This is a genomic window from Weizmannia agrestimuris (genome assembly GCF_943193165.1).
Taxonomy (GTDB): Bacteria; Bacillota; Bacilli; order Bacillales; family Bacillaceae_C; genus Weizmannia; species Weizmannia faecalis.
Map to the genome: position 1 here is coordinate 23678 of NZ_CALPDC010000005.1, position 13341 is coordinate 37018.

A 13341-nucleotide genomic window follows, 5' to 3' on the forward strand; every position below is an offset into this window, starting at 1 on the left:
GATTGTAAAATTCACCTTTCCGCCTGAAAAAAGGGATCCCCGAACTTTTAAAACCGCCGGCACGGCATTCGATATACCGGTTTGATCCCCATGCAAAAACGTTATATCGGAACGGCATGTTATTTTAAATCACGTTTTCGCGACTCGGCTTTTCTTTCCATTGAGGAAAAGTATCCTTGAAAAATAATTTGCAATATCTGGTTTCGTTTCATTACAAAAGGGGTATCCCTTTTTAATCGGGATACCCCTTTTGGATCAGGCTTCGTATTTTTTAAAAGCAAGGGTTGCGTTGTGCCCGCCGAAACCGAGCGAGTTGCTGATCGCTGCGTTCAGCTCCTGTTTGCGCGCTTTATCCGGAACATAGTCCAAATCGCATTCCGGATCAGGCGTTTGAATATTGATGGTTGGCGGAACAATGCCTTCTTTGATCGCAAGCACAGTAAAAATGGCTTCCACGCTGCCTGCTGCCCCGAGCAGATGGCCTGTCATCGATTTTGTCGAGCTGATGGCCAGTTTGTAAGCATGGTCGCCGAAAACCTCTTTAATCGCCATTGTCTCGTATTTATCATTATACGGCGTGCTTGTCCCATGGGCATTAATATAGCCGATTTCATCCGGGGCAAGGCCGGCGTCATCAAGCGCCATTTGCATCGAGCGCGCGCCGCCTTCCCCGCCGGGCGCAGGCGCGGTAATATGGTAGGCATCCCCGGTTGACCCGTAGCCGACCACTTCCGCATAAATTTTAGCCCCGCGTTTTAAAGCATGTTCTAAGTCTTCAAGCACCAAAATGCCTGCGCCTTCGCCGATGACAAACCCGTCCCGGTTTAAATCAAACGGGCGGCTTGCCGTTTCCGGATCCGGATTGGTGGACAGCGCTGTATTGGCACAAAATCCCGCAAACGACATTCTTGTAATCGGCGCTTCCGTCCCGCCTGCAATCATGGCATCGCAATCGCCGCGCTGGATCGCTTTAAAGGCATCACCGATTGAGTTTGTTCCCGTTGCACACGCAGTGACGGTACAGGAGTTAATCCCTTTTGCGCCAAGAATGATTGAGACCTGGCCTGCTGCCATGTCCGGAATCATCATCGGCACAAAGAAAGGACTCACACGCCGATATCCGCGCTTTTGGAATACTTCAAACTGGTTTTCGAATGTTTCCATGCCGCCGATACCGGAACCGATCCAGACGCCGACACGGGTTGCGTTTTGTTCGTTGATCGTAAGTCCGGCATCTTTTACCGCCATCAGTGCAGATGCAACCGCATAATGGGTAAAACGGTCCATTTTGCGGGCTTCTCTTCGTTCAATAAATTCTTCGATGTTAAAGTCTCTCACTTCAGCTGCCACTTTTGCCGGAAACTGGTCCGCATCCAGCCTTGTCAGCGGGCCGATGCCGGATTTCCCGTCCAGCACAGTTTCCCAGGCTGTCCGCGCGTCATTTCCGACCGGCGTGACAGCCCCGATTCCCGTAACAACCACTCTTCTTTTTTCCATTATGCCATCTCCTTTTCCTGGTATAAGAAGACCGTATTTCTTACAATCTGTATGCTGCATTTAAGAGTGTTATCTTCCCCATCTGATCAGTACGGCTCCCCAGGTCAGTCCGCCGCCGAAGCCGACCATCAGGATGAGGTCATCCTCTTTGATCTTTCCTTCTTCCAGTTCATCCACCAATGAAATCGGTATGGATGCTGCCGAAGTATTCCCGTATTTGTGGATCGTTTTCGACATTTTTTCCACCGGCAGGCCGAGCCTTTCCCGCGCAGATTCCATGATCCGGATATTGGCCTGGTGCGGGATTAAGAAATCGACGTCTTCTTTCCTGACGCCAGCCTTTTCGATCACGCGCAAGCTCGATTCGCCCATTTGGCGGACGGCAAATTTAAACACTTCACGGCCGTTCATAACAAGATGCCCATCTTTATCTTCATACAAATATTTTCCGCCTGAACCGTCCGAACCGAGTTCAAAAGCAAGGATGCCCCTGCCTTCCGATACCGGGCCGACAACCGCTGCGCCCGCCCCGTCGCCGAACAGCACCGCCGTACTGCGGTCTTCCCAGTTCGTGATCTTGGATAATTTCTCAACACCTACAATTAAAACATATTTATACGTTTTCGTCTCAATAAATTGCTTGGCCGTCGCAAGCCCGTACATAAAACCGGAACAAGCCGCACTGATATCCATCGCGGCAGCTTTTTTTGCGCCGAGGCGGTCCTGCAACATATTCGATACCGTCGGAAACGGCTGATCCGGCGTCACGGTCGCAACAAGGATTAAGTCGAGCTCTTCCGCGGAAATGCCTGCATGTTTCACCGCTTTTACAGCCGCTTCATATGCCATATCGGAAGTCTCCATATCATCCGCTGCAATCCGCCGTTCTTCAATCCCGGTTCTCGTCCGGATCCATTCATCCGACGTGTCCATCATTTTTTCAAAGTCTGCATTTGTTAAAACCTTTTCAGGATTATATTTTCCGACACCGATAATGCCAGCATTCATTTTGCATTCCTTCTTTCACTAAAATAATCAAAGCGGCATAATTCCTTATCGCACAATATTATGACCTGCTCCTAATTATAACAAAGCCCTGTTTGCTTGTCACGAATAGAAGAAAATACGGGCCATGCCCACAATGGCGGGATGAAAAAATGTGCTACCAATAGGGCGGGGCCGCGCGGATCGCATGGTGCTTGTTTTCCTCCGCTATAAGATCCGGGCCATTGATGCAAGCCGATTCAGTTTTTCTGTCATATGCTGATGATAGATCCGGACCGCCCTCATCCTGGCAAAAAAGAAGGAAAGGAAGTGAAAAAATGGAAGAACATGAAAAAATCCACCCTTTTGACCGGATGTTTTTCCCGCAAAAGCGGCAAGAGCCGCACGGAACCGGGCAGGAAGAAGCAGATGAAGAAATAAACAGCGGCTTGTTTGACCTTTCTTTTTTCCGGAATGTGGATATGGAAGCGTTGCTGGATCAAGCTGACAAAGTCGTTGGCATTTTCGAGGAGTTTAAGCCGTTGTTCCGGAAAATCACGCCGGTTTTTGAAAAGTGGCTTTCCCATTTTGAAAAGGAAGATTAGCGTTCTTTAGCTGTTCTTCCGTTGGCAGGCGATTTGCTGTTGAATCGCGGCCTGCCAGGAAACGGACGGCCGGACGATCATCGGTTCCTGTTCACCTTTTGCCTCAAGCCTGCACGAAGGAAGCGTGGGGCTGCCTGTATCCTGCGTTAAAAACCGGGCGACAGGCTCCCATCCGTTTCCGTCAGGGCTTTGTAAATAAAAGGCTTTCCCCGTTTCCCCTTTTTCAAGCTCGGAGACAATGGCCACTGCGGCATCTGCTGCAAAAAGGGCATCGCGGTCGTCATATTTCAAGTCCGGTTCCGGATTCCCGTTAATCATTTGGGAAAAAGCAAGGCTCCCGGGCTGACCGGGGCCGAACAGTGTCGGAACAAAAAAGGTAACGCGCGCGCAATCATAAAGCACGCCGGGAACCCATTCTGCCTGTTCCGCGCCCACTGCCAGATGGTTTGGAAGAATGAGCGCCACACGTTCGATTTGCGCTTTAAACGGTTCTAAAAAGCGGCATGCATCTTGTAAATCTTCACGGGCATCCCGGACATAATAATCGTATACCGGAATGCAGCATGTGCATTTTTCCGGCGACAACCGGCTCAGAGGCTGGTAATCCAAATTGGCATTTCTGCCGATTTCCATCCATCTTTCTTCCATCAAAAATCCGGGATCCGTTTCTTGATCAGCCGCTATAACCGGATACCCCGCATCAAGCAGTGCCTTGCACAGCTCAAATCCGAAAAACGCCCCGGCACCAATGACAAGTGCTTGATTCATGGCCGGCCCTCCATTCATCTTTATTCAAGCATATGCTTTTCCCGCCGTAAAGATACTTCCGGACGATCCAAAACGGACAAAAGGCCGCTGTGCCCATTTTTCGTTCCATCCTTCGGGAAAAAATTCACCCACGGCAACCGGGTTTCCCTTTTCCAATGACTGCGGCTGTGATAAGATAAAGGGTGATTTAAAAAGTGTTTTTCAATCGGGGTGAAAGTATGAAATACATCGTAACGATTTTTTGGGTGTTTTTACTGAGCCAAATGCTTGGCTACGTTGGCAGCGCCATGTCAAATTCGCATTACAGCATGAAAACGATGGCCATTATGTCGCTTGTCATTTCCGCTGCTGCATTTATTGTCAATGCAGCATTGCCGAAAAACACAAGTCCCGAACATTAAATCAAAACACCCCTCACCGGAAACCGGGAGGCGCTGATTCGCAGTGCCTCCCGGTTTTTTATCACGATTCGGTTGTCACTTGAAGCACGCCGTCTTTCACATCAAGCGTGACGGTTTGATGCGGCTTCACCTTTCCCGCAATGATTTCTTTTGCAAGCCTCGTTTCAATTTGATGCTGGATAAACCGTTTCAACGGCCGTGCCCCGTACACCGGATCATAGGCCGATTCCGCAATCCATTTTTTCGCCTCATCGGACAGCTGAAGCCCGACCGATTGTTCAGCGAGGCGTGCAGCCAATTCGTGCATCATTTTATCCACGATGCCCATCATATTTTCCAGCGTGAGCGGCTTGAATAAGATGATATCGTCAATCCGGTTTAAAAATTCGGGCCGGAACGACGCGTGCAACTGTGCCATCACCGCATTTTTCGTCTCTTCGCTGATGTCATCGCCTTTGATATCGAGCAAATAGGACGACCCGATATTTGACGTCATGATCACGATCGCATTTTTAAAATCAACCGTCCGTCCCTGTGAATCAGTGATACGGCCGTCATCGAGCACCTGGAGCAAGATATTGAACACTTCCGGGTGGGCTTTTTCAATTTCATCCAGCAAAATGACGGAATACGGTTTCCGCCGCACCGCTTCAGTGAGCTGGCCGCCTTCTTCATAGCCGACATATCCCGGCGGCGCCCCGATCAGCCGCGAGACCGCAAATTTTTCCATATATTCGCTCATGTCGATCCGGATCATATGATTTTCATCGTCAAATAAATGCTGTGCCAGCGCTTTGGCAAGTTCTGTCTTCCCAACGCCGGTAGGGCCGAGAAAAATAAAGGATCCGATCGGGCGGTTCGGGTCTTTCATGCCGGCTCTGGCTCTTAAAACCGCATCGCTGACAAGGCGGACAGCTTCATCTTGGCCGATGACGCGTTCATGTAAAATGCTTTCCAGCTTTAGCAGTTTTTCGCGTTCGCTTTGCACAAGTTTTGCCACAGGGATCCCTGTCCAGCGCGCGACAATCGCTGCAATTTCTTCTTCTGTGACTTCTTCGCGCAAAATCCGCCCGCTGCCTTCTTTTTCCGCCATTTGCTGTTCGAGCTGTTTTAATTCTTTTTCAACGGCCGGAATCCTGCCATGCCGAAGTTCAGCCGCTTTGTTCAAATCATACCGGTTTTCCGCTTCTTCAAGATCGCGCCGGTATTTTTCAAGCAATTCCCGTTTTTCCTGTACTTTTTGCAATTCCGCTTTTTCAGCCTGCCATTTGGCGCGCATCCGGTTCGCTTCTTCTTTCAAATTGGCAAGCTCTTTTTGCAAAATGCCAAGGCGGGCTTTGCTTGCTTCATCCGTTTCTTTTTGCAAAGCGGCTTCTTCAATTTCCAGCTGCATGACACGCCTTGTCACTTCATCGAGTTCCGTCGGCATAGAATCCATTTCAACACGGATGTTTGCGCAGGCTTCATCGACAAGATCGATCGCCTTATCCGGCAAAAAACGGTCGGTAATATAACGGTTTGATAATGTTGCTGCAGCGACAAGCGCTTTGTCATGGATGCGGACGCCGTGGTGGATTTCAAAACGTTCCCTTAACCCTCTTAAAATCGAAATCGTATCCTCCACATCCGGCTCCTGGACGAGCACTTGCTGGAAACGGCGTTCGAGGGCCGCATCTTTTTCAATATACTGCCGATATTCGTTCAGGGTCGTCGCGCCGATGCAGTGCAGTTCACCACGGGCAAGCATTGGCTTCAGCATATTGCCGGCATCCATTGCCCCTTCTGTTTTGCCGGCGCCGACAATCGTGTGCAGTTCATCGATAAACAGCAAAATCTGCCCGTTGCTTTTTTTAATTTCCTGCAATACCGCCTTCAGCCGTTCTTCAAATTCCCCCCTGAACTTGGCGCCTGCAACAAGCGCCCCGAGGTCGAGTGAAAAAATCGTTTTGTCTTTTAAGCCTTCCGGGACATCTTTCCTGACGATCCGCTGGGCAAGCCCCTCGACAATGGCCGTTTTCCCAACGCCGGGTTCGCCGATCAGAACAGGGTTGTTTTTCGTTTTCCGTGATAAAATCCGGATGACGTTCCGGATTTCCGCATCCCGGCCGATAACAGGGTCGATTTTTCCGGCTTTAACGGCTTCAACAAGGTCAGTGCCGTATTTTTTTAAAACATTGTAGGTTGCTTCCGGGTTTTGCGAGGCCACTTTTTGATTCCCCCTTATGTTTTTGATCACCTGAAGCAGTTGCTGTTTCGTGATCCTGCTTTTCAAATACCGGGACAGGTCATCGTGTTCGACATCCATGACAGCAAGGGCCAGATGTTCAACCGAAATGTACTCGTCCTGGAGCGCGCGCATTTCTTCTTCCGCGAGTCTGAACAGCTCGATCAGCGCCGCAGACAAATACGGCGCGCTTTGCCCGGTCACTTCCGGCTTTTTCGCGAGAATCCCATCTGCAATTTTTCCAATTTCTTCCTTGCTTAAGCCAAGGCCGTTATATATCTCAGGAAGCAGGCTGTCCGGCTTTTCCATTAACGTTTTCCATAAATGGGCAATATCGAGTTCCGGGTGATGTTTTTGAGCGGCCAGCTGCTGGGCTTCCGCCAACCCTTCCTGTACCGTAAAAGTCATGCGGTTGATATCCATCCATTCCACCTCCGAATGGCGCGTACCGTTTAACGCGGCGCGGGCACCTGTCCTTATTTTACCGTTTTTCCTTTGACGGCAGCAAAAAAACGGGGATTTCTCCCCGTTTTGATTTTAAGGTTTGCGTTTGCGCCTCCAATGGCGGGCATCGTTCGTTGTTTCCGGAAAGCGGTCGCCTCTGTGGAGATGGGCGCTTTTCGGGTTTACGACCGGGTCGCCATTTTCGCCAACTTCTACATAAACCCCATTATTCGGTGCTTTGCTTCCGGGGTGAAACAGGTTGCTTTGCCCCAAAGTAACGCCCCCTTTTTTTATCGTCAGCATTAGTTTGGGCTGATCTTGTTAAAGCATGAGCGCTTATTTTTGCCAGCCAAAAAATACAACGACGAAGAGGGGGCTGTTTAATCAGTTAATTCCGAGCGCAATTTTGGCATAACGCGACATGCGGTCTTTTGTCCACGGCGGGTTCCAGACGATATTGACATGGGTGTCCTTCACTTCAGGAATGTCCTGTACCGCCATTTGCACCTGGTCAACGAGAATTCCCGCGAGCGGGCAGCCCATTGCGGTCAGGGTCATGGTCACCGTCAGGCAGCCTTCCTCATCTAGGTCGAGATCATACACAAGCCCGAGGTTTACAATATCTATGCCAATTTCCGGGTCAATCACTTGTTCAAGCGCGCCCATAATGTTTTCTTTCAATGCTTCATCCATGGTTTTCAAACCTCCTCCGTAACTATCATAACAAAACGGTATGCAAGATAAAAATGCTTTACAGCAGGTTTTTAAGCTGGGAAAATGTTATATTATTTAGTATAATGGATCATCACGAAAATTGCATGTAAACTGAATCATTTCGAGAAAAAGGAGAAATTCAAATGCCTCAACCTTATTTAATTGCATTGGATCTTGACGGCACATTGTTAAATGATGAAAAGACCATCTCCCCGAAAACAAAATCCGTTCTGCAAAAAACAATCAAAGCCGGCCATAAGGTCATCATCTCTACCGGCCGCCCTTTCCGCTCCAGCCAGCCGTATTATGAAGAACTTGGACTCGATACGCCGATTGTCAATTTTAACGGCGCTTTTGTCCACCATCCGAAAAATACGGGCTTTGGCATCTATCATGAACCGATGCCGCTTCAAGTAGCAAAATCGATCGTTGAAACATGCGGCGATTTCCGGCTGTATAATATTGTAGCAGAAGTGAAAGATGAGGTGTACCTCCATTATCACGACGAAAAACTGCTCAATATTTTTCAAATTGGAAACCCGCATGTCACAACCGGAAATTTAATGCGCTTTTTAAAAGACGAGCCGACGTCCATGCTGATCCATGCAGCAAAGGAAGACGTGCCGTTGATCCGCAGCTACTTAAGCGATGTCCATGCCGAAGTGATCGACCACAGGCGCTGGGGGGCACCGTGGCACATCATCGAGATCATTAAAGCCGGGCTGAATAAAGCGGCCGGCGTGAAAAAAGTCGCCGACGCCTACGGAATACCGAAAGAACGGATCATTGCCTTCGGGGATGAAGACAACGACCTGGAAATGATTGAATACGCGGGGACGGGGGTTGCGATGGGAAATGCCATTCCGGCCTTAAAAGCAATCGCAAATGAAATCACCCTTTCCAATACGGAAGACGGCATTGGCCTTTTTCTTGAAGAAGCGCTGAATTTGAAAGCCATCTCCTGAAAAACGCATAATCAGCGCCGGGAATTCCAACACTATAAATGGGCGCGGCACCCCGTGCACCCTTCCCGTAAAGGCGGTGTTTCGTTTGGGCAGAAGCAGCAAATCGAAACGTTTTGTCCATCAGGGAAAAGATGCAGTGAAAAAGTATAGCGAGCGTTTCCCGTATCACTCCACATTGGCCGAAGCAGAAGCGAACAGGAGCGAAGAAGGCAATTCGGGAGGCATCTTATAATGGCGAACCGACTGTTTCAAGAGGCCAGGCAATTTGTCGAACTGGCGAAAGAGACGGCTGCTTTCGGAACGGAACAAGAAAAAAACGAAATGGTGCAAAAAGCGAAAAACGCCTTATCCAGTGCATATGCCAACACGACACTTGCAGAAAAAGCACAGCTGCGCGACATGCAGCATGAACTTGGAAAATTGGAATAGCTGCCGACTTCCGGCAGCTATTCCTTTTGTTTATGTGGTTTTGCTTGTTGTCTTTGGCATGTAGTTTCGCTTGTTGCCTTCTGCAGCGGTTTTGCTTGCTGTCTTTGCCATGTGGTTTCGCTTGTTGTCTTCTGCATCGGTTTTGCTTATCGTCTTCCTGAAACGGGTTTTCTTTTCGGCAGCGCCCCAAGATTCATTTTTCCTCACTTGAAGCATCTGCTTGAAATTGTGCAAAACGGGGAAAATCGGTAAACTAAAGACAGAACTGATTGTGAGGGTGAAAACGATGGGCATTCAAATTTTTGCTGACAGTGCCAGCGACTTGCCGCTGTCTTTTTTCAAAGAAAACCATGTACACTTGATTCCGTTGACCGTGTATGTAGAGGACAAATCCTATGACGACCTTGTCGGCATTGACCCGAAAGAAGTGTTCCGCTTGATTCGCGCGGGGGTGGGTACAAAAACGTCGCAACCGTCACCGCAATATTTTGAAAAACTTTTTACCGATCTTGCCAAATCAGGAGATACCGGTATTTACCTGGCTTTTTCGTCCGAGCTGTCCGGCACGTACCAAACGGCGGCCATGATCGCCGACCAAGTGAAAGAAGCCTATCCCAATCTTGATTTAACGGTACTCGATACAAAATGTGCTTCGATCGGTTACGGCCTCGTTGTAAAAGCAGCCGCCGATTTACGGAAAAACGGGGCAGGAAAAGAGGAAATCATCCGGGATGCCGCATTCCGCAGCAAACATATGGAGCATATTTTCACAGTCCCCGATCTTGATTTTCTTGCCAGAGGCGGCAGGCTATCGAAAACAAGCGCATTTTTCGGCGGCTTGCTGAATATTAAACCGATCCTCGATGTAGAGGACGGGAAGCTGATTCCGATTGAAAAAATCCGCGGGCGGAAAAAACTGTTGCACCGTATGCTCGATATCATGGAAGAACGCGGCACAGACCTTGAACACCAGCTGATCGGCATCTGCCACGGCGATGATGAAACGGCTGCAGAAGAAATGAAACAGCTGATTGAAGCACGTTTCGGTACAAAACAATTCTTGATCAACACAATCGGCGCCGTGATCGGGTCGCACGCCGGGCCTGGCACAATATCCGTCTTTTTCCTGAATGAGCTGCCATAACGCCTTCCAACTTTTTTCCGGGTATACCGGTTAATAGAAATTTTGGACGGGTATAGACTAATGGTGATGGTCGGTCAATCCAAATTCCGGATTGCCGTTCCGTTTAAAAATTGAACGAGGAGTGGTAAAAATGGCGAACGAACAAAATGCTTCCAAGAAAACTTTACCCGCCCAGCACCAGAACAGGCAGCCCGGCACTGAAACGGAAATGAACCCGCAGCCGAAAAATGTAAAAGACAACTACAAAGGAAGCGGCAAACTAGATGGAAAAATTGCGCTCATTACCGGTGGGGATTCCGGGATCGGAAAATCTGTCGCCATTTATTTTGCAAAAGAGGGCGCGCATGTCGCCATTTGCTATCTGAATGAAAATGAGGATGCAAAACAAACAAAAGAACTGGTGGAAAAAGAGGGGCGCCAATGCCTGATCATCCCGGGCGATATCGGGGACGAACAGCATTGCCGGGACGCAGTGGAAAAAGTGGTCAGCACATTCGGCCGGCTCGATATTTTGGTGAATAATGCGGCCGAACAACACCCGCAAAAAAGCATTCTGGATATCTCGGAAGAACAGCTTGTGAGAACATTCCGGACCAATATTTTTTCACAATTTTTCATGGTGAAAGCCGCACTGCCGCACTTAAAAGAAGGCAGCTCCATTATTAACACGACTTCGATTACGGCTTATCAAGGCAGCCCGCAGCTGCTTGATTATTCGGCAACAAAGGGCGCCATCGCAGCATTCATACGCTCTTTGTCACAGGCGCTCGTATCAAAAGGCATCCGCGTGAACGGCGTGGCCCCGGGGCCGATCTGGACGCCGCTAATCCCGTCAACCTTTACGGCAGACCAGGTTGAAAAATTCGGTTCCGACGTCCCAATGAAACGCCCCGGCCAACCGTCCGAACTGGCACCTGCCTATGTCTATCTTGCGTCCGACGACTCAAGCTATGTGACCGGGCAAGTCATCCACGTAAACGGCGGCACCGTGATCAACGGCTGACGCGCACACCGGAAAGGCACATTCCTTTCCGGTTTTCTTTTTGCTTAAAAAAGGCGCGCACGGCACCGGCGTACATTTCCCCGGACCAAAGTCTCTTGATGCAAAACAGTGAACATTTTTACGGGCTAAAATCTCTAGCTCCGGATCCTTTTCTTTCTGCTTAAAAAGGTATGAAAACCCCTTCCCTTGTCAAAAACAAATAAGGAAATGATGCTCGGGAAGGAGGGCCGCAAATGGACGGACAGTTCAGATTAAAAATCATGGAATGCCAGTCCCGCGCTTTTTTAACCGGTTCAATCGAGAAGCTGAATGAAGAATGGGTGTTTTTTGATGATATATCTGATGAGGCATCGATGCTTGAGGAGTTTGTTGGCCAAAAAATTGAAATCTTCCATTCCGGGCGTTGGAAAAAAGGCATATTAACAGAAGATCAAACCGTCATGTCGGACGGAGAAATGCTTCTTCTTGAAGAAAAAGCAAGCTTGCGGATTCCGAAGCCGGTCAATTTTTCGCTTGAGATGCTCTTCGGAGAGTGGGAGGACGGCCTGTTTCACCGCTTCGTCTCTTTCTTAAACGGGGCAGGCTTTTCTATTTATGATTGTATCTACTGTCATAACGTATTGTCATGCCTCGTCAACCTGGAGAAAAAAGAAGGCGTGAATTTCATGCTGTTTGATAACGGAGAGGCTATTTTATCCGCCCACCACCATTTCCGGTTGGGCAAACAAGCGGACGAGTGGTTCGAGTGTACATGGAGTGACGGAAGGCGCATGCTTTTGAAAAAAATGTAAAAAGGGAGGCAAGCCGACCCTTGCCTCCCCTCTCCATTTCTATCCTGAAAAATTGCACCGGTACCGCATGGGCGTCAATAAAAAGGATGCCATCCCATCGGCAGGCGCAGCCCAAGATACAGGACGGCGGCGAAAAAGATGATCAGCAAAACCCAGAGAATTCCCGTACTTTTTCTTTTAGAAAGCCGCAGCGTAATCATTTCCATCATCCCGATCACGAGAATCCCGCCGAGCAGTTTAAGGCCGTACAGGGCAGGATCGAGGCGCTGGTTATGGAAAAAGAGCAGCGCACCTGTGACGATGACGAGTATGTAAAACAGCCTTAAAACCATCTGGACCGTTTTAAACGCCTTTTCTTTTCCTGCGCGATGGAGGAACAAGGCCAAAATAAACAAAAGGATCGCAATGACCCATGTTGTGACATGCGCATCTGTCCGGGTTAACATCGTTCGATCTTCTCCTTTGCTTCTTTATCTGTCTTATACCCATCTTACTTTATTTGACGGTGTTTCGCAAAGTTCCCACCTTTTCAACCGTAATTTCAACCTCATCACCCGGATTCAAGAAACGCGGCGGATGAAACCCGTTGCCGACGCCGGCTGGAGTGCCCGTTGCAATGATATCCCCGGGTAAAAGCGTCATCCCTTTCGACAATTCGGATATAATCTTCTCAACCGGGAAAATGAAGCGGGATGTATTGGACTGCTGGCGGACTTCCCCGTTTACTTTTGTCACGATATCAAGCGCATTCGGATTTTCGATTTCGGAACGATCGACAACCCACGGACCAACCGGGCAGGATCCGTCCAGGCTTTTCCCGATAAAATATTGCTTATGCTTCCGTTGAAGATCCCTCGCTGTGATATCGTTTAAAATGGTATACCCGAACACATGGGAAAGGGCATTTTCTTTTGCAATCTGTTTCCCTTCCTTCCCGATCACGACTGCCAGCTCCCCTTCGTAATCCAATTCGCGGGTAACCGCCCGATGTGAATCAACCGACGCTTCATGTGCATTAATAGTTGTCGTCGCTTTTGTAAACACAATAATATGTTCAGGAATATCTTCCGCGCTCCCCATTTCAATCGCATGTTCCCGGTAATTTTTGCCGACACACAACATGTTTCTCACCGGATTCGGAATCGGGGGAAGGCAGGAAACCTCGTGAAGCGGAACGAGCGCGCCATCAAGGGTTGCTTCCGGTTTTTTCAATGCTTCCCGGACACGGCCGGTAAACGCCTCGCCCGCCCGGATGCCTTCAAGCAAAGATGGCGGAAAACCATCCAAGACCCGTAAATTTAAAATCGTTGTTTCATTATAAAGCACACCGTATTGTACCTGGTCTTGCCAAACAAAGCTCATGAATTTCATC

The 13341-nt window shown here is 49.0% G+C and carries 16 protein-coding genes; 8 read left to right on the forward strand and 8 right to left on the reverse strand.

The genetic code is table 11. From position 1 onward, the window contains the following. Positions 1 to 255 precede the first annotated feature (255 nt). Both fabF and NFR98_RS04070 read right to left on the reverse strand, forming a co-directional pair. Positions 256 to 1497 carry a beta-ketoacyl-ACP synthase II gene (fabF, locus tag NFR98_RS04065; protein WP_017551889.1) on the reverse strand — a complete coding sequence of 414 codons (1242 nt, stop codon included), beginning with the start codon at positions 1495 to 1497 and terminating at the stop codon, positions 256 to 258. A gap of 69 nt (positions 1498 to 1566) precedes the next feature. Then, positions 1567 to 2505 (reverse strand): beta-ketoacyl-ACP synthase III, encoded by a 939-nt coding sequence (locus NFR98_RS04070; protein ID WP_017551890.1) that lies wholly within the window; start codon positions 2503 to 2505, stop codon positions 1567 to 1569. A gap of 314 nt (positions 2506 to 2819) precedes the next feature. On the opposite strand from NFR98_RS04070, the gene NFR98_RS04075 reads away from it, so the two are divergent. After that, on the forward strand, positions 2820 to 3086 hold the full coding sequence (locus tag NFR98_RS04075; RefSeq protein ID WP_026104486.1) for a hypothetical protein: 267 nt from the start codon (positions 2820 to 2822) through the stop codon (positions 3084 to 3086). A 6-nt stretch (positions 3087 to 3092) separates the two neighbouring features. Here the strand turns inward: NFR98_RS04075 and NFR98_RS04080 are convergent, their stop codons facing one another. Next, complete coding sequence (locus NFR98_RS04080; RefSeq protein WP_017550188.1) at positions 3093 to 3854, reverse strand: NADP-binding protein; 762 nt, start codon at positions 3852 to 3854, stop codon at positions 3093 to 3095. Between the two features lie 218 nt (positions 3855 to 4072). On the opposite strand from NFR98_RS04080, the gene NFR98_RS04085 reads away from it, so the two are divergent. After that, positions 4073 to 4255 carry a YjzD family protein gene (locus NFR98_RS04085; RefSeq protein ID WP_017550190.1) on the forward strand — a complete coding sequence of 61 codons (183 nt, stop codon included), beginning with the start codon at positions 4073 to 4075 and terminating at the stop codon, positions 4253 to 4255. Between the two features lie 61 nt (positions 4256 to 4316). Here NFR98_RS04085 and clpB read toward each other — a convergent pair whose 3' ends face one another. The 3 genes from clpB to NFR98_RS04100 form a co-directional block, all read right to left on the reverse strand. After that, positions 4317 to 6902: an ATP-dependent chaperone ClpB gene (gene clpB, locus NFR98_RS04090; RefSeq protein WP_017550191.1), complete on the reverse strand. Its 2586-nt coding sequence runs from the start codon at positions 6900 to 6902 to the stop codon at positions 4317 to 4319. 114 nt (positions 6903 to 7016) lie between these two features. Further along, positions 7017 to 7196 (reverse strand): YjzC family protein, encoded by a 180-nt coding sequence (locus NFR98_RS04095; RefSeq protein WP_017550192.1) that lies wholly within the window; start codon positions 7194 to 7196, stop codon positions 7017 to 7019. A 111-nt stretch (positions 7197 to 7307) separates the two neighbouring features. Next, positions 7308 to 7616 carry a metal-sulfur cluster assembly factor gene (locus NFR98_RS04100; RefSeq protein WP_014095750.1) on the reverse strand — a complete coding sequence of 103 codons (309 nt, stop codon included), beginning with the start codon at positions 7614 to 7616 and terminating at the stop codon, positions 7308 to 7310. Positions 7617 to 7780: 164 nt separating this feature from the next. On the opposite strand from NFR98_RS04100, the gene NFR98_RS04105 reads away from it, so the two are divergent. From NFR98_RS04105 to NFR98_RS04130, 6 genes are all read left to right on the forward strand, one after another. Continuing rightward, a complete protein-coding gene (locus NFR98_RS04105; RefSeq protein WP_014095751.1) occupies positions 7781 to 8602 on the forward strand; it encodes a Cof-type HAD-IIB family hydrolase in 822 nt (273 codons plus the stop codon). Positions 8603 to 8687: 85 nt separating this feature from the next. Next, positions 8688 to 8834: a hypothetical protein gene (locus tag NFR98_RS04110; protein ID WP_017550193.1), complete on the forward strand. Its 147-nt coding sequence runs from the start codon at positions 8688 to 8690 to the stop codon at positions 8832 to 8834. Continuing rightward, positions 8834 to 9031 (forward strand): DUF3813 domain-containing protein, encoded by a 198-nt coding sequence (locus NFR98_RS04115; protein WP_014095752.1) that lies wholly within the window; start codon positions 8834 to 8836, stop codon positions 9029 to 9031. Before NFR98_RS04110 ends, NFR98_RS04115 begins: the two co-directional genes overlap by 1 nt. Positions 9032 to 9317: 286 nt before the next feature. Then, complete coding sequence (locus tag NFR98_RS04120) at positions 9318 to 10175, forward strand: DegV family protein (RefSeq protein WP_014095753.1); 858 nt, start codon at positions 9318 to 9320, stop codon at positions 10173 to 10175. 130 nt (positions 10176 to 10305) lie between these two features. Further along, positions 10306 to 11178 carry an SDR family oxidoreductase gene (locus tag NFR98_RS04125; RefSeq protein WP_014095754.1) on the forward strand — a complete coding sequence of 291 codons (873 nt, stop codon included), beginning with the start codon at positions 10306 to 10308 and terminating at the stop codon, positions 11176 to 11178. 233 nt (positions 11179 to 11411) lie between these two features. Next, positions 11412 to 11969, forward strand: coding sequence for a DUF2777 domain-containing protein (locus NFR98_RS04130; protein WP_251459752.1), 558 nt, complete (start codon positions 11412 to 11414; stop codon positions 11967 to 11969). Between the two features lie 74 nt (positions 11970 to 12043). Here NFR98_RS04130 and NFR98_RS04135 read toward each other — a convergent pair whose 3' ends face one another. Next, positions 12044 to 12415: a YisL family protein gene (locus tag NFR98_RS04135; RefSeq protein ID WP_014095756.1), complete on the reverse strand. Its 372-nt coding sequence runs from the start codon at positions 12413 to 12415 to the stop codon at positions 12044 to 12046. A gap of 49 nt (positions 12416 to 12464) precedes the next feature. Then, positions 12465 to 13340 (reverse strand): fumarylacetoacetate hydrolase family protein, encoded by an 876-nt coding sequence (locus tag NFR98_RS04140; protein ID WP_026683752.1) that lies wholly within the window; start codon positions 13338 to 13340, stop codon positions 12465 to 12467. Between the last annotated feature and the right edge of the window lies 1 nt (position 13341).

Coding starts and splice junctions, on each gene's coding strand:
- NFR98_RS04115 (WP_014095752.1), top strand. CDS start 8,834: ATGGCGAACCGACTGTTTCAAGAGGCCAGGCAATTTGTCGAACTGGCG.
- NFR98_RS04075 (WP_026104486.1), top strand. CDS start 2,820: ATGGAAGAACATGAAAAAATCCACCCTTTTGACCGGATGTTTTTCCCG.
- NFR98_RS04100 (WP_014095750.1), bottom strand. CDS start 7,616: ATGGATGAAGCATTGAAAGAAAACATTATGGGCGCGCTTGAACAAGTG.
- NFR98_RS04070 (WP_017551890.1), bottom strand. CDS start 2,505: ATGAATGCTGGCATTATCGGTGTCGGAAAATATAATCCTGAAAAGGTT.
- NFR98_RS04135 (WP_014095756.1), bottom strand. CDS start 12,415: ATGTTAACCCGGACAGATGCGCATGTCACAACATGGGTCATTGCGATC.
- clpB (WP_017550191.1), bottom strand. CDS start 6,902: ATGGATATCAACCGCATGACTTTTACGGTACAGGAAGGGTTGGCGGAA.
- NFR98_RS04105 (WP_014095751.1), top strand. CDS start 7,781: ATGCCTCAACCTTATTTAATTGCATTGGATCTTGACGGCACATTGTTA.
- NFR98_RS04130 (WP_251459752.1), top strand. CDS start 11,412: ATGGACGGACAGTTCAGATTAAAAATCATGGAATGCCAGTCCCGCGCT.
- NFR98_RS04140 (WP_026683752.1), bottom strand. CDS start 13,340: ATGAAATTCATGAGCTTTGTTTGGCAAGACCAGGTACAATACGGTGTG.
- NFR98_RS04125 (WP_014095754.1), top strand. CDS start 10,306: ATGGCGAACGAACAAAATGCTTCCAAGAAAACTTTACCCGCCCAGCAC.
- NFR98_RS04080 (WP_017550188.1), bottom strand. CDS start 3,854: ATGAATCAAGCACTTGTCATTGGTGCCGGGGCGTTTTTCGGATTTGAG.
- fabF (WP_017551889.1), bottom strand. CDS start 1,497: ATGGAAAAAAGAAGAGTGGTTGTTACGGGAATCGGGGCTGTCACGCCG.
- NFR98_RS04120 (WP_014095753.1), top strand. CDS start 9,318: ATGGGCATTCAAATTTTTGCTGACAGTGCCAGCGACTTGCCGCTGTCT.
- NFR98_RS04085 (WP_017550190.1), top strand. CDS start 4,073: ATGAAATACATCGTAACGATTTTTTGGGTGTTTTTACTGAGCCAAATG.